The 14,703-nt window shown below is 60.2% G+C and carries 13 protein-coding genes; 6 read left to right on the forward strand and 7 right to left on the reverse strand.

Going from position 1 to position 14,703, the window contains the following annotated elements:
* The first annotated feature begins 370 nt into the window (after positions 1 to 370).
* Entirely contained in the window at positions 371 to 688 is a 318-nt protein-coding gene (locus tag RCH21_RS16495; RefSeq protein WP_326965302.1) for a hypothetical protein, read from the forward strand.
* 1,065 nt (positions 689 to 1,753) lie between these two features.
* Here RCH21_RS16495 and RCH21_RS16500 read toward each other — a convergent pair.
* A complete protein-coding gene (locus RCH21_RS16500; RefSeq protein WP_326965303.1) occupies positions 1,754 to 2,233 on the reverse strand; it encodes a hypothetical protein in 480 nt (159 codons plus the stop codon).
* Positions 2,234 to 2,727: 494 nt separating this feature from the next.
* On the opposite strand from RCH21_RS16500, the gene RCH21_RS16505 reads away from it, so the two are divergent.
* A complete protein-coding gene (locus RCH21_RS16505; RefSeq protein WP_326965304.1) occupies positions 2,728 to 3,147 on the forward strand; it encodes a hypothetical protein in 420 nt (139 codons plus the stop codon).
* Positions 3,148 to 3,349: 202 nt separating this feature from the next.
* On the opposite strand, the gene RCH21_RS16510 is transcribed toward RCH21_RS16505, so the two are convergent.
* Positions 3,350 to 4,198 carry a hypothetical protein gene (locus RCH21_RS16510; RefSeq protein ID WP_326965305.1) on the reverse strand — a complete coding sequence of 283 codons (849 nt, stop codon included), beginning with the start codon at positions 4,196 to 4,198 and terminating at the stop codon, positions 3,350 to 3,352.
* A 615-nt stretch (positions 4,199 to 4,813) separates the two neighbouring features.
* Here RCH21_RS16510 and RCH21_RS16515 point away from each other — a divergent pair.
* On the forward strand, positions 4,814 to 5,617 hold the full coding sequence (locus tag RCH21_RS16515) for a GAF and ANTAR domain-containing protein (protein ID WP_326965306.1): 804 nt from the start codon (positions 4,814 to 4,816) through the stop codon (positions 5,615 to 5,617).
* Between the two features lie 183 nt (positions 5,618 to 5,800).
* Here the strand turns inward: RCH21_RS16515 and RCH21_RS16520 are convergent, their stop codons facing one another.
* The 3 genes from RCH21_RS16520 to RCH21_RS16530 form a co-directional block, all read right to left on the reverse strand.
* Positions 5,801 to 6,391 (reverse strand): hypothetical protein, encoded by a 591-nt coding sequence (locus RCH21_RS16520; protein ID WP_326965307.1) that lies wholly within the window; start codon positions 6,389 to 6,391, stop codon positions 5,801 to 5,803.
* A 732-nt stretch (positions 6,392 to 7,123) separates the two neighbouring features.
* Positions 7,124 to 7,867 carry a GAF and ANTAR domain-containing protein gene (locus RCH21_RS16525; protein ID WP_326965308.1) on the reverse strand — a complete coding sequence of 248 codons (744 nt, stop codon included), beginning with the start codon at positions 7,865 to 7,867 and terminating at the stop codon, positions 7,124 to 7,126.
* Between the two features lie 52 nt (positions 7,868 to 7,919).
* Positions 7,920 to 8,606: a PAS and ANTAR domain-containing protein gene (locus RCH21_RS16530; protein ID WP_326965309.1), complete on the reverse strand. Its 687-nt coding sequence runs from the start codon at positions 8,604 to 8,606 to the stop codon at positions 7,920 to 7,922.
* A gap of 168 nt (positions 8,607 to 8,774) precedes the next feature.
* On the opposite strand from RCH21_RS16530, the gene RCH21_RS16535 reads away from it, so the two are divergent.
* A complete protein-coding gene (locus tag RCH21_RS16535) occupies positions 8,775 to 9,152 on the forward strand; it encodes a hypothetical protein (RefSeq protein ID WP_326965310.1) in 378 nt (125 codons plus the stop codon).
* Between the two features lie 200 nt (positions 9,153 to 9,352).
* Here the strand turns inward: RCH21_RS16535 and RCH21_RS16540 are convergent, their stop codons facing one another.
* A complete protein-coding gene (locus RCH21_RS16540; protein WP_326965311.1) occupies positions 9,353 to 9,973 on the reverse strand; it encodes a GAF and ANTAR domain-containing protein in 621 nt (206 codons plus the stop codon).
* A gap of 59 nt (positions 9,974 to 10,032) precedes the next feature.
* Positions 10,033 to 12,261 (reverse strand): putative bifunctional diguanylate cyclase/phosphodiesterase, encoded by a 2,229-nt coding sequence (locus tag RCH21_RS16545; RefSeq protein ID WP_326965312.1) that lies wholly within the window; start codon positions 12,259 to 12,261, stop codon positions 10,033 to 10,035.
* 308 nt (positions 12,262 to 12,569) lie between these two features.
* Here RCH21_RS16545 and RCH21_RS16550 point away from each other — a divergent pair, with 308 nt between their 5' ends.
* Together RCH21_RS16550 and RCH21_RS16555 are read left to right on the forward strand one after the other, a co-directional pair.
* On the forward strand, positions 12,570 to 13,346 hold the full coding sequence (locus tag RCH21_RS16550; protein WP_326965313.1) for a TetR/AcrR family transcriptional regulator C-terminal domain-containing protein: 777 nt from the start codon (positions 12,570 to 12,572) through the stop codon (positions 13,344 to 13,346).
* Between the two features lie 284 nt (positions 13,347 to 13,630).
* A complete protein-coding gene (locus tag RCH21_RS16555) occupies positions 13,631 to 13,993 on the forward strand; it encodes a hypothetical protein (protein WP_326965314.1) in 363 nt (120 codons plus the stop codon).
* Positions 13,994 to 14,703 lie beyond the last annotated feature (710 nt).

A 14,703-nucleotide genomic window follows, 5' to 3' on the forward strand; every position in this document is an offset into this window, starting at 1 on the left:
TGACACCGATCGAATTCGAGATACTAGGACAAGCCGCCACTAAAGCGGCCCGAAACCAGCAACACCCAACTGGAAACTAAACCTTCAGCAGTCCCAATCGTTCGCTGAGTGCGGACTGCGGGTTTACTGATTCCCACAGCATCGACAGCCCAAGAGGTAGCGGTCCACGATGTGCGCTCATGGGCGCAATACTCGCAGACCACCAGATCAGGAGGCAGCAACCGCGTCATCGCCACCTCCACTGTCGCGATGAGATCTCAATTCGTAAGGGGATCGTTTACCGGACACTGCCCGCATTCTTATCCGCAGGTAATCCCACAGTAGGTTCTAGGTGAGCCCGCCGTGTGCGGAGAACGCAAAGGGAAGCCTCATGAGAAAAGCCGAAACCGCAAAGCCTGCTTTAGTAACAGCGACGATCCTGTTTGCCGGCCTCCTAGGGGCCTGGTTCTGGGTCAAGATCCAACAGGGTTTCGCGCTTGGGGTCACTGCTGACGCCCAAGCCTTCAGGGTTGCCGCTGCAGCCTTACTCTTCGCGCCCTTCCTTGTCCTCATCTACCTGTGTGTGAAGCCTCAGACAGTGCTCAAAAACCGTTCCTTCCAGGGAAGCATTCTTCTCGCGGGCCTCGGGTTCATCTGGCTCCTCTGTGCCCTTTTTCTCTCCCTCTTTGTTGGATTCGCCCCGTTCTAAAAGGAAACCAGCTCACGAAGCGCTAGGGCGGTCGACCTAGTGCCCGCTCAGGGATCCTTATACGGGACGAGTAAATCAGGTCGGAGTACAGGTCAAAGGAGCCGCGCTAAGCCAGTACCGCAGGTGGCTTCGTCCGGCCACCGCAGCCCTCGTCGAAGCATGCACCGCAGAAGTAGAGCCAGACACGGTGCGGGAAGAACTCGCCTGAAAGCTCGCACTTTAACCGACGGATCTGATCCCGGCCGGCACCAAAAGGCAGCTTGCGTCGTCGCAATAGAGTGACGTCATACTGCTCCAGATCATCCATCTCAAACACCCGCTGCCGCAAGAACTGACCATCGACGAGGAAGTCAAAACCACCGCTCGCGTCAGGGCCCAGACCGAACTTGTTTATACCGGCACCGGACCCTTCACTCGACTCCTCTGCACGTCTTCGTGACACCACCTCACCAGTGACACTCCAGATCCGTCAGTCACCACGCCGCCGGATCCTATGCCCGATGAAGGATCGCCTAACGTGCGGCCCGTGCTGCGCAGGGTGTACCCATACGCAACATCATCGGCCGGCGGACTGCTGCCATAAGGTGAAGCATGCAACTGACCCGGAACAGGCATCGGCCGCCCGCTCAGCAGTGGGCGACGGTTCTCCTGATCGCGGGTCCTTCGGCAGGATTATGGCTCGGCTGGTTTGCCTGGGATACCGAGTATCAGTACGACCCGGCCACCGGCCGTATGGGTGGCCCGTATGCGGTATGGCAGGGAGTAGGAGCCTTTCTATGCAGCATCATCGTGATCGGCCTCGCCCATTGGCTCTTACGCTTCATCGTCGCCTGGCTAGTAATCCCAGCTTCATTCACCTTGGCTTGGATTAGCACAGCGGCCGCAACTGACGTCACCGGGTTGTGGTTGGTCGGCGCCATCCTCGTCGGACTGGGCACCACAATAGGCGCAGCGCTGATGCTCGGTTTAGCAGCGGCTTTTTGGTCCCCGAATAAGGAACGCCGGGACACACCTGTCCCTTGACGGGCCCCTTAGCGGGACAGCGAGGCTAGAAAGACGGAAGGCTTAGAGGCTCAGTTCGCAGTGCTTTCCTGTCTGCTTATCGTCCACCTCGAACCGAAGGCGTAGTGTCTGCGCGTTGTCGGGTGGGGCTGGGATGTACACCCATAGTGCTTGCCACTCCGTTCCGTCGCCGGCCACTTGGCCTCCTGCCCGCTCGTACTCGGTGCCGAGGTCGTCGGAAACTTGAACGGTGATCCGCTTGTAGAGGGCAACGCCTGGCATGAGGGGCGGGTGTCCGACACCGTCCCTACCTTCGGCCCGCAGGCGAGCAGCCCAATCCTCGCGCTGTTGCAGGAACTGAGCATCTTTGGTCGCTGTTTCAGCTCCACGAACAGCGCTGAGGTTGAGATGAAGGCTCGGCTCTCCGGCATTCAGCCCGACGAAGCCCGGAGCAGCTCCTAGCTCCGCTCCTGAGAAGCAGACGTCGATATTGTCGATCGTGGCAACCACAAGGTCGTGAGGAGCGTGCGTAAGGGCTTTCATTCACACACCCTAGCGGCCCCTTCAATACGGCTCACTAGGTGTTCGGTTGAGGATCCTTCACCGGACGAGAACGGGCCGAGTCCGGTTGCGCATCTTTGGCCGGGACACCGTTAGTGCATCCTGTTGAGATGCGATCAGGTACTCGAAAGTGGAAAGACACGGTCACATCAGTTGTGGCATTGCTCAACGACCTGGATCCATACGGACTGCATCCGGGCACCGTCGAGGGTGCACCCCAGGACGAGTACGAGTACGAGGCGAACCCTGTGGCGGTTCTGTTACTCAAAAACGGATCAATCAGTAGCGACGAAGTGGACACGATCTGGCGGGATTGGTTCCAAGAACCTCTGAGCGAAACAATCGGTTCTGATGCAATGAGAAGCTTCTGCGCCAGCCTCAACTCCTTGAGCACTTCGACATGACGCTGAGACAGCGTCTATAGACCGATCCTCATCCAGGCTCCGCAGCAGTGGATGAACTGGGAGACTGTCACCGTGATCATCGACATGAAGGCCATGCTGCATCGTGTCGTAGATGAAGTATTTGACGAGACATTTGCCGTAACGCACATTATTTCTGAAGTCGATCCTTGGCTGCACTGCGTCCAGGTACGCAGCCGCTCGGGTATCGTCCGTGCAGCGAGGATTAGAGCGAGTTACGAGTGGATGGATGCGTTCATTCCTGAGCTAGAGGTTGGGACGAGTCTCTTTGACTACGACGACGTAGAGGATGAGAAGGAGGTCGAGCTCCGAAGGCTCTGCCTTGTCATCCGCGCCTACCTCGAAGGGGAAGGACACATTGAGAAGCGGCGGCGGATATTCGGCCTCGGTACCACATCGACTCTGAGAATCGAGGTGGACGGATTCAAGTGGGACCTCGGGCGGAGCTGGTCAAGTGGACCATACCCGGCGTAACCGCTAGCTTCGGGGCTCCTTGTTTCACTACAAGCCGTACCGGATAGCGATCCTCTACGGAACGGGGGAGTTGCCAGCGTTTCCCGTGATCGCAAAGGCGATGAACCCAACGAACACGACAGCTGTAATCAGTAGGACGACTATTTGCACTCGGTTCATGACGACTCCTGAGGGCGGTGCCTCATCCCTCAGCGGGACAGGCCTAGGGGTGACTTATCGGATCATCTAGGGTGTTGGTCCAGGCCTCCTGATAGGTGGAGCGTTGCCAGTGCTGGCGCGGGCCCTCCCACTCGCGTGCGACGTCGGTCAGCCACATCGTCGTATCGGGATTCCATCCTGCGAGGACTGTGTACGCGTCGGCGTCGACCTGCAGTGCCCGATTAGCGCCAGTGAGGTAGGCCAGAGCGGTCAAATGCACCGCGTCCCACCGCTGTGCGACTTTTTCCCAGTCCGGGATGATCCATTTGCCGTCGTGACCGGTGCACCGGAACCAGTCATGGCGCCGGGATGCTGTGACTTCCAGCGGGTGATCGCGGCACAGTGACACCCAGTCTTCACCTGTACGTATCTCGTAGGTGCGGCCGGCGCCGCGTACGGGGATCACCGTGGCGTGTTCCTCGCCAACGGAGTCCTCGATGAGGTTCAGTCCCAGCGGTACCCGTCCGATCGTTTGCAGGGTTCCCTGCGGGAAGGACCACCACGTCCCCGACCATGAGGCCCGAGGATTTCGGGGGCGTTCCTTCTCTGCCCGGACCTCCTCTGCGCGGGTGTCGCTAGCCCACGCGGAAAGGGCTCGCACCGGGTCCCTTGGCAGGGGTGCGGGATCATGTGCCGGCCGCCAGTCAAGGGCCCACTGCTCGACCTGCCGGTCCTGCGTCCACCACTGGGTGGAGGACACCGTCATCACGTGCTGGGCGATCGAAGTGAGGGCGCCCTTGACCTCGGGAAGGGCTGCGAAGAAGTCCTCCCCGTCCGGTTCCTGCCAGGGCCGGGACGTGTCGACTGCTGCCCTCAATGCCCGGTCGATCGCATCACCATCGATTCGTGTCACATCAAACGAGGCCAGACCTGTGATGAGGTCGTCGAATGATGGTCTCGGTGGCTGGTTCGGGTTCTCATCGGAGGTAGCGGTTATCAGCACCCTGGACGTGCCCTTGCCGGGATCTAAATCGTGGGCGAACCAGAACGCGGCGGACCTGGTTGACGGGTTCAACTCCATTACCAGTTCCAGGCACAGACGTCGTCCACGAGGTCCTACAAGCAGCACATCAGCGCCAATATCCATCCGCTCACCATACGGGTGACGACATCGGGAGAGCAGGAGGAAACCATGACAAGGTCCTACCCGTCCGGTTTACTCTGCGATCCGCATGCGGGACGTTGCGTTGGCGCTGTTAGACCCCGCCAACCATCCTTCAAAAAGCCCGCCATCCTGACAAAAAGTCACAGTTTCAGTGGTGCAGAAGAACTGGCTCTAAAACGGTCGTTTTCGCTACCCCCCCTAATACCCCTCCAAACCCGGAGGCTTGATCTGAGCGATTAGGGGAGCGGGCGTAACGTTGTGCTTGTCGTTTAGAAGAGAGCGCTGCAGAGAGTTCGATTGACGCGCTCCGGGTTCTCCGGGCGTTGCTGCGCCGTGCACGTTGATCTCCTGGATAGGAGAATCTTGAACGATCCAGTTTTACCCTCACTTAAATCCGAGGACATTCAGCCCACCCTGTCAGCGGTTAAACTTCACACTTCAGTTCACGGGTCGCCGGCTGAAGCGTCGGTGTTCCTGCAGAACCTGGTGCTGGACAGTCCGGACGTCGAGCATTTCCTCACCCATCTGGCCCGGGTGGCGGCTGAGTACCTTTCTGAGCCGGGCCGTGAGGTCCTCTGCGGTGTCACCCTGTTGCGGCCCCGTCATGCCGAAACACTCGCCAGCAGCAGCGAGACTGCCCTGAAAATGGATGAGATCCAGTACTCCTTCGGTGACGGGCCCTGCCTGACAGCAGCCCGGACCCTGAAACTTGTGTATGTCCGCGACACCCACACCGACCAACGGTGGCCCGAGTACTTTGCAGCGGTTGCCGGGCACGGCATGCTGTCGATTCTTGGTGTGCCCATTCCCCTAGAAGGCGAGGCCAATTGCGGCCTGAACCTGTACTCCACTTCCACCGACGGTTTCGGTTCGGAAGCGGCCCAAGCTGCAGAAGCTTTTGCCCGCGAGGCGTCCAGGTCCTTGCGCCTGGCGGTGCGCATCGCCCGCCTGTCGGATCAGGCAGCGCACCTCACCTCGGCTCTGGAGTCTAGGACCGTCATTGACCTCGCCGCGGGTATCATCATGGGCCAGAACAAGTGCAGCCAGACAGCGGCAATGAAGATCCTCACGGCTGCCTCCAATAGCCGGAACATGAAACTCCGCCACATTGCCGCACAGATCGTATCCACCGCAAGCGACGAAACCCCGACCACGCACTTCGACTAACAGCCCGCCACCGGCTGATCTAGCACCAAGGTCGTTGAAACGGAGCTCCGTTGTCGGCGTACGTCTCCGCTAGGTCGACGATGTGCTGTTCCTGCTTTCATAATCCGCACCGGTTGGCAGGCCCGGTTGCAGCGACTGACTTTGGCTGAGTATCCCGCACGTTCGGCCGATGACGGGATCGGGTCATCGGTAGCGGCGGGCTGAGGAAGATTCGGGTCTGAAGATTCCGGTTTGAATGCCGAGGATCGGTGAGTGCCAGTGCGGTGTTGAAGCTGGCAGTTCTTGCACTTTCGTTCTGATCCAGGCGCCCAAGTCTCCAGTAACCCGGGTATGGGCTAGGACGTCCTCCAAGTGGTAACCGCCGGCCCGGGGCAGGGACACTTTGGTGCCGTCAAGCATCGACAGGATGAAGGTCACCTGCGCGTGGGAGCGGTCCTGCAGCGTGGCATGGTCAGCCTCGTGCTGCAGGGCGATTGCCGCATGCTCGAACAAAAGCTTCGAAGGATCAAAGGCGGGGTGAGAGGGACGGTTGATCGTATGGAACGAGATCCAGTGCAGCGGATGGACATCGGAGATGATGGTCATCGCACCGGTGCTGGTCCTGATGTGCAGCCACACCAGATCATCCGGGACTCGGGCATGTTCGGCTAGCAGGTGGCGGACACTACACGCTTCCCAGGGAGATTGGACCAGGTGACGCAGCGCCGGGACATCCGGACAGGTAACGATGAACCCACCGTCAGCTTCCTTGACATCTACTTTATAGACCAGCATCGATTACCGCCTTCCGGACGCGAGACGACGCCCGTTCTCCTACGGTAGGAGCCACTAGGGCCGGATCGCCATAATCTCCGGTATGAAAATTGACGTGGACGGCTCCTCGGACCCGGTCCCCTGCATGGACAAGCCTCTTTGACTCTCAAGCCGTGATGTCCGCCCGGTATCAAGCCATCTACACAGGGCAGCATCAAGCCTTGAGACACGATTCCGGTGTCAAGGTACTGGTGATCGTGAGGTACATCATCCTGAAATCTTGAAGTCCGCGTGTGCATACTTGAAGGACCCTAACGATGCCCGGCTTCGCGTCGCGGACTCAGCCGGATACACCGACGAGCCTCGTGCACGGGAGTGGGAGTTTCTCCGGCAGTCAAGAAGCCGGCTGCCCGAGAAAAACCACCCCCTACGTCCACCTGCCTGAGGTTGTGAAGTCGCCGCGGTAGGGCGCCCGAACCAGCGGCGGCTTTTGGTCGATGAGCTCGTTGATGGCGTGGGCAAGTTTGTCGCACTCCACCCGGGCAGGACGAGCATCAGGTTCAGATAAGCGTCAATCTCGTACTCATCAACGGTGCTGGTGCTGGTGCTGGTGCTGGTGCTGGTGCTGGTGCTGGTGAAATACGGTAATCACACTTCCGGCAGGCCCAGCCCCGCTTGTGTAAACGACTCTGCGATCCTGGCGCGATGGACGTCCCCGATCGACGTCGTGGTTTCATCGGGATGCATCAGGCTTCAGGTGGGGGTGTTCCCGGGGGTGTCCTGGCGGGTTCTTAGCGGGAGGACGGACTGCGCGAACTGGTGAAGGGATATGCCCTTGTTCCCGGCTTCGCTCAGCAGGTAGTTGAAGGCTTCCTGCTCTTCGATACCGTTTCGTTCCATGATGACCCCGCGGGCTGTAGCGATCAGGTCCCGGACGCGAAGGGTTTCCTTGAACGTGTCGCTGATGCGCTGAGGGGTGTCGCTTGCCTGGATATGGGCGAGCAGGACGGCCGCTGATTGGGCCAGGTGGTCCAGCACTTTCTGGTCCTGGACAGTAAAAGCCCCAGGAGTCCCGGCATAGATTTTCATTGCACCCATCCCTTGCGGTTCAACGTGCGGACCTGCTTGCAGCGGGACGCTGTAGCAGGAACGGATGCCGGTCTTCGCCGCTAGGGCACTCCAAGAACGCCAGCGCTGGTCGGTTTCGGTGTCATGGACATAGGTGGCTTCACCGTCGGACCACGCGGACAGGCACGGGCCATTGCCCAACTCGTACTGAAGATTGTCAGCGCGAAGGACGAGATTGTCCGTTGCACCGACGCTGGTCGGTCGGTGACCCTCGATGAGGCTCACTCCGGCTCCGAGGGCGTGGGGAATGGCATCCTTGGCCGCAGCCGCCAGAGCAGACACGGCCTGCTGGGCTGTCTGCTCCGTCAGGAGAAGGCCTTTGGCGCGACCGATGATCGGGGCTATCTCATTGGGCGAGAAATCAGTCACGGGCATCCTTCATCAGTAATCCAGCACGGCCCGACGGGGGAGCTACTCGGGTTCAGTCGGTTTGGAAGAGGTCCAGCAGGGCCCGGGTGCGGTCCGCCGGCTCGTCGTCCCTGGTCAGTCGAAGGGCACGGTCGATGATTTCCTGAGCGATGACGACGACTTTGCGGTTGGTGGTCTGGCTTCGCTGGCTGATGCGTTCGAACGCTTCTGTCGCGTTGAGGCCGGCTCGCCCCATGAGGATGCCTTTGGCCTGTTCGATCACAGCCCGGCTGAGAGCTGATGCGGCGACGGCCTCGTTTGCGATGTGGCGGGTATCGGCGTGGATGGAGGCGGTGGCGTCCACGACCAGCGCCCACACCCCGACCGGCATCCCAGCCTGGTCATGGATGAGGTCCCCGGAAATGAGGACCTTACGGATCCGCCCGGCAGCATCGCGCAGGGACAGGTAGACCGACAAGGGACCACCTGTCGTCGACAGCTCATCCCAGAACGCTGCCGCAGCTTCCCGGTCCTCAGGTTCGATATGGGAGATACCCAGGTCGAAGGTCGGGACGACGTCCCCGCGTGCGTATCCGTGGATGCGATACAACTCGTCGGACCACGTGAAGTCCGGGGAGTCGAAGTAGTGCTCGACAGTGCCCGTGGGGCAATCAATGAAGGATTCCAGACTCGCCTGGACGGCCGTGGTCTCCACGATGGGCGCTGATGATTCAGGAGGCAAGAACAAGCCAGTAACCATTCGACGTACTCGACACAGGCCAGCGACTTGACCCGGATCCAAAGGAACAGAATACCAAAGCGGTCGGTACTGAGGGAATCGAAAGCATGCCCGGCATCAGAAGTCCGTCCGGAAGTGCGTTGGGAACCGGAGGACATATACCGACGTTCCCGGTCAAGGCGTTTCGGTGTGATCTTCTCAATAGCTTTCGCCCGTGACCGGTTTCTAGGCTTGATGATCATCGGAAGTGAGCAGGGTCAGCAGGGAATGGTTAGGGCAATGGGTGCGGTGGAAGATAAGGACCAGCCGGCCGACGAGTCGTCGGATGCGCGGTTGCAGCTCAGGGTGGCTTTGGCGCTCACCGGTTATGACGTGTCCGACTTATGGGTGGCTTACTTCGGGATAACCGGAGCCCTCACTGAGCAGGACATCACGGCTTGGCTTTTAGGGAGGGAGGACCTCCCCCGCTCACAGGTTGCTCTCGTCAGCCTGGCGGCCGATGAGCTCCTGCAACAATCCGGGTTTGACCTGCGCGTCTCATCCCAAACCCACAACCCCTCGCCCTAAGTCTTGGGCTTTTGCTCTGGGTCACAGCATTATCGAACGAGCAGCAGTCGTGGTCGCCGCCGTGTACCTAGTTCGCTCTCTTATTGGTCTGGATGGTGCCGAGTCATGCTCATTCGGCCGACGTTCGCGCCATGCACGCTCCAGGCGTGTGTCTGCGGTGGTTCCAGTCTCTGATTGACCACTAGAGAAGTGATGCCGGTTCAGCTGTTCAGGGATGTGAAGTCGAGATGTTGGTGAACGACGGCTTTCGCTGTCTCGCGCAGTGACTGACCTTGAGCGAAGGCGTGTCCCTTAAGTAACAGCAGCGCATCCGTGACACTGGTCCGGGTTTGTGCTGTGACTATCCCGGTAGCCAGATGGACTTCCCGCCGCGACAGGGCGGTGCTTGTTTGCAGGAGCTCCGTGCCCTCCCTGGTGGTGAGGGTGAGTAGTCTTCGTGCCAGTGACCAGGTTGCCTGGGCTACCAGACGGGCAGCGATGACCTCCTCGTGGGCGGTGAACCCTTCCGCTTTCATTGAGTGCAGCTCGATGACCCCTACATCTAGTGCACCCAAGGTCATGGGATATACGAAGAGCCCCCGTACCTCGGTTGTCTGCACTTCGACCCCGAACACGGGCCACCGCTTGTGGTCAGCGGCGGCCAGGTCGGGCAGCAGCACCGCTTTCCGTGTGCTCGCCGCTACCCATCGCGGTCCCTCGCCGAGGTCGAACTGCAGATCATCGACCGTCCGTGCGGCGTCATTGCTGACATACACGGTGGAACCAAACGATGTCGACCCGAAGATGGACACCGCAGCGCCGTCGACCGGCAATTCGTCCATAAAAGGCACGCAGAGCGCAGCGCACACCTGTTCCCCTCCCCCGGTTGAAAGCTCGTCCATCACGTCCCACCGTTTCCGGCCCGGGTTCGGGTTCTATCGGAGACGCCCTGTCGCAAGGTTTCACACACGTGGTGAGTGAGCCAGTCGGTGAGAAGCCGGCTGGAGACAGGGTGAACGCCAAGAGTGCTGTGTTGGAGTGCGTGCCACGACTGGACCTCAGATCCGAGTTCGAGACAGACCTCAGGTCCAGCGCCAGTGCCAGTGCCAGTGCCAGTGCCAGTGTTGATTTTGGTGGTGTTGAGGAATTGGGTGAGGGGGCACTGTTCGAGTTCCACTGGGTGTGGGGCGGCGAGTCTGGCCAGCTGCCAGTGGTAGGCCAGGGCGCCGAGGGGCGTGAGGATCGAGGACCCGCGCACCGTCAGGTCGAAGGAGTCGACCCACTCAAGGCACTTCTCCGGCGCCAGGGGTCGTGCGAAGTGGTAGCCCTGACCCAATGGTGCACCAAGGATGATCGCCGCTTCAGTCAGTGACTCATCTTCCAGTCCTTCGATGACGACATCCATGTCCAGGTCCCTGCCCATCTGGATGAGGGTCGCCATGATAGTCAGCGCTCCCGTGGGCCTGTCGTAGACGTGAGTGAACAGGCCGCGGTCGATCTTGATGGCGCTGAACGGGAACGATGAAAGTCGTTGCAGACTGCTGTACCCGGAGCCGAGATCATCCATGGCCAGGCCGACGCCGAGATCGGCGAGGTCCTGCAATGCGGCCCGCTGTGATTCCAGGGTCATGGTTTGAGATTCGAGCAGTTCCAGACCGAGCCTGGCCGGCTCGATGGTGTGATCGTGGAGCGCTTTGCCGACCAGGGCCGGTAATGTGCCGTCCCGCAGGATTTCCGGAGGCAGGTTCACCGACACGCTATGACGTGCTCCATCCCGATCCCAGGCCGCAAGGACCGTCAGCGCTTGGTGGAGCACACCGGTAAACAGCACGCGCTGGTCCTCGGTATCAAGGTGCGGCAGGAACTCGTCCGGGTACGCGACTCGACCCGGTAGTTTCAACCGCGCAAGAGCCTCAAATAAGTGCACTGATCCGTCACGAAGATTCATCACGGGCTGGAGATGAACGAGGATGTTCCCGCGTCGAATCGCGGCCACGTAATCTTCCGGCGTGGTTCGTCCCAGGCTGGTACCGTCATCGGCTCTACTACCGGCGTCGTTACCAACACCGGCACCATCAGCGGCACCATCAACAGCACCGGCGGTAGCGCTGAACCCGGCCTCGAGGGTGCGGTGGGTGGTGGAATGCATCGGGACTTGGTGGGCGGTCTCCCACCAAGGGGCAGTATCCCGGTCTCGTTTCTTGGCTGTGTAAAGGGCATCAGTGGCGCGGCGCAGAATGGTCCTGTTGTCGGTGCCGTCCTCGGGGACCAGGGCGAGTCCCAGGCTCATCCCGATGCGGATGTGCTGATGGTCCACGGTGAAGGGATCCTCCACGACGTCGTGGATACGCCCCAGTAACCCGCTAATGGTGTTGTCGGCGGTGTCCCGGGGGATGTTGTTGAGGATCAAGAGGAATTCATCCCCGCCCATCCGGGCGAGGGTGTCCCCTTCGCGCAGATGTGAGAGCATCCGGGTCGCCCACTGCTGCAATACCGTATCTCCTGCAGTGTGTCCGAGAGTGTTGTTCACAATGCGGAAGTCATCCAGGTCGATCAGGGCAACGGCCACGGTCACGTCCCGGTCGAGGGCGCGTTGTACTGCCCTCTCGACGGCCTGTCCGGCCATGGTCCGGTTTGGTAACCCTGTGACCTGGTCGTGGAGGGCCTGGTTCTCCAGGTGCTTCAGCGACGCGACCTTGTTGCTGATGTCCTGCTGGACACTGACGAAATGGGTGACTTCAAGGCTGTCGCCCACCCACATCGGGACGATTCTCAGTGCAGTCCAGAACGCTGAACCGTCTTTGCGGTAATTAAGGATCTGCCCCTCGAACATCTCCCCTGAGCCGAGGACGTCCCTTATCTGCGCCCTGGTCTGCGGATCGGTCCCGGGACCCTGCAACAACCGGCAGTTCTGTCCGAGGAGCTCCGCACGGTCATACCCTGTCATTGCAGCGAAAGCATCCGACACGAACGTGATCCTCTGTGCGGCATCGGTGATCACCGCGATATCAGCCGCCGCCGCCCGCGCCTCGGACAGCACCTCAGCGAAACCAACCTCATCAACCCCTACACCGCGGTCACAGCTCCCGACACAACCGTCGTCCGAACTTTCATGAGTCAGCAGGGTCACGTAATTCCTTCGAAGAGACCAGAACAAGAAAAATCATCCACACCCTGCAACCCTGCAACCCTGCGGTCAGGCTGGCCGGCTGGTGATCTTGAGCTTTTGTGAAGCCCTGATAGCAAACCCTGAAGCCCTGACAGCGAAACCTGCTGGCCAGAACTGATCAACCGATGCGGGGAGGTAACCTGCCCGCAGTAAGCTCAAGATGATGCCCTACACACCAGTATCTACGGTGATACTGCTACGGCGTAGACTCTACGGTGTAGCTCTTGGGATGGCAACCGGCTTACTAACGGATGATTTGAGGGATAGAGATGAACCAGCCAGACGAACTTGACGGCCCAGATGAGCCCGGGGTCCGGGCCGAACTCTCCCTCGAGCCACGTCAGGACTCCAAGGGTGCTGGGCAGCACCAGGTGAAAAAGGGAAGCATCCGGCTGAGCCGGGACGTCGTTCTTCGGGCAGCCCTCGAACTGGTCGACGCCGACGGGCTCGAGGCTCTCTCCATGCGCAAACTGGGGAACAAGCTCGGCAAGGACCCCATGGCGTTATACCGGTACGCAGCCAACCGGGACGCACTCCTGGACGGAATGACCGAACTCCTGCTCGATCAATGGATTGTCCCGCGCACCGGCGACCTGCCTTCCTGGCAGGAACAGCTCCGCCACGCCGCCCACGACTTCCGCGCCCTGGTCCTGCAGCACCCCCATGTCGTTCCGCTGCTCGTAACCCGGCCCCTGTCCACACCCATGGGACTGCGACCCCTGGGAGCCCTACGACCTCTCGAGCAGATCCTGGCAGTACTCAGCGGCGCCGGCTTCGCCCCCGCTGACGCCCTCCACGCCTACCGCGCCTACTACGGATTCCTCATCGGCCACATCCTCAACGAACTCGAAGAATTCGTCGTCAACCCCGACGAAGACGAACTCGGACTCAAACTCGGCCTGCACCGGCTACCCAAAAAAGACTTCCCCCACCTGCGCCAACTCGCACCCATGCTCCTGGGCTACGACGGAGAAGCCGAACTCGACCAAGGCATCACCATCCTCCTCCAAGGACTTCAAGCACAGCTGAACCCCTCACCGGAATAGAACAAGCCCGAAAAAGCGGTCGGAGCGGCTTCGGCCCGGCCCCTAGTGGGCCCGAGGTCACCCTCACATCGTTCTATCGACGCCTTCAGGACGCCCTTGTCCCCGATAATTTAGTAAGGCAGCTTGCTATTACCTTCTCTACATCATAGGATCTACAGCGTAGAGAGATTCCGTGGAGTACACCGCGAACCATCTCAGTCTCTCCTCCCCCTTACAGGCCGACTCGATCTCCGAGCGCCCATCTCCCTGCCGACACCGGCACCCACACGTACAAGGAGTCACCCATGACCAATAACAACAACGGCAACAACGGCAACAACGGCAACAACGGCAACAACAACGGCGGCAGCAGCAACAACGGCGGCAACAACAACGGCGGCAATCACGGCAACAACCACAACAACCACGCTGAGACCCGTTACTCGACCGAGACGAAGGCCTCGACGAAGACCACCGAGTTCTTCGCCTACGTCGCCATGGTCCTTGCCACTGTCATCACGTCGGTGATAGTCGGTAACGGCGACGGCGGCGGCGATGACATCTTCGACGGCCGCGACGCCATGCAGCTGATCACGTACCTGACCATCGGTTACATGGTTTCCCGTGGACTGGCGAAGTCCGGCAGCCGCGAGTACTACAACGCCTAACATCCCCCAGAATCCCCGTACCGGAGCAACTACTCCGGGACGGGGATTCTGTCGTATCCAACAACAGCACCCCCCCCCCGCCAGTACCAACCCCGGAACCGAGGCCAGACCAGGCGGTATTACCCCCGCCTTGACTTCAAACCCTGACCCCACCGACTACCGGCAGCAACAGTGATGTCTTCGAAGGCCTCCTGCCCACCTGTGCACGGCACAAGCTCCCCCACGTTCCGCTGCTTGTCCCGCACACACCTGGACAGCAGGAACCAACAGACCGGCCGCACACACCCACCTCACGTCACCGACACGGGAAGCTCACCTCGAGGGGGCGGTGTCCGTGCATAGCCTCCACGGGCGCCGGTCAGGACAAAGCCGCGAGAAAAATGAGATGTACACCGGGCCGATTGTTGTCGGTCCCTCGTAAGCTCATCACAGCGACTCACTCGTGTGAGTCATCCTCATTCGCGTAAGACCCGCCCGACTTGATGCCCGGTGCACACCCCCATGCAAGACGCCAAACGAACGAAGAGTCCGCTTCAGCGTGTCTCAAAAACCTAAAGCTTTCTAAAACATTCGAGCGAGTCAAACACCATCCCTCCGCCCGCCGGAACTACTGGTCTTCTTATGTCTCGAAAACTTGTCTCGTCGTCTTTCATCTCAAAACTCCTGGTAGTCAGGGTTTGTGAGTCAGACGGACGGGGATGCGCACCTCG

The sequence above is a fragment of the Arthrobacter sp. PL16 genome (genome assembly GCF_035985055.1).
GTDB lineage: Bacteria > Actinomycetota > Actinomycetes > Actinomycetales > Micrococcaceae > Arthrobacter_D > Arthrobacter_D cheniae.

Bases quoted from the DNA above. Each gene is read 5' to 3' on its own strand.
- RCH21_RS16555 (WP_326965314.1), top strand. From the start codon at position 13,631: ATGACCAATAACAACAACGGCAACAACGGCAACAACGGCAACAACGGC.
- RCH21_RS16550 (WP_326965313.1), top strand. From the start codon at position 12,570: ATGAACCAGCCAGACGAACTTGACGGCCCAGATGAGCCCGGGGTCCGG.
- RCH21_RS16500 (WP_326965303.1), bottom strand. From the start codon at position 2,233: ATGAAAGCCCTTACGCACGCTCCTCACGACCTTGTGGTTGCCACGATC.
- RCH21_RS16495 (WP_326965302.1), top strand. From the start codon at position 371: ATGAGAAAAGCCGAAACCGCAAAGCCTGCTTTAGTAACAGCGACGATC.
- RCH21_RS16530 (WP_326965309.1), bottom strand. From the start codon at position 8,606: ATGGTTACTGGCTTGTTCTTGCCTCCTGAATCATCAGCGCCCATCGTG.
- RCH21_RS16520 (WP_326965307.1), bottom strand. From the start codon at position 6,391: ATGCTGGTCTATAAAGTAGATGTCAAGGAAGCTGACGGTGGGTTCATC.
- RCH21_RS16540 (WP_326965311.1), bottom strand. From the start codon at position 9,973: ATGGACGAATTGCCGGTCGACGGCGCTGCGGTGTCCATCTTCGGGTCG.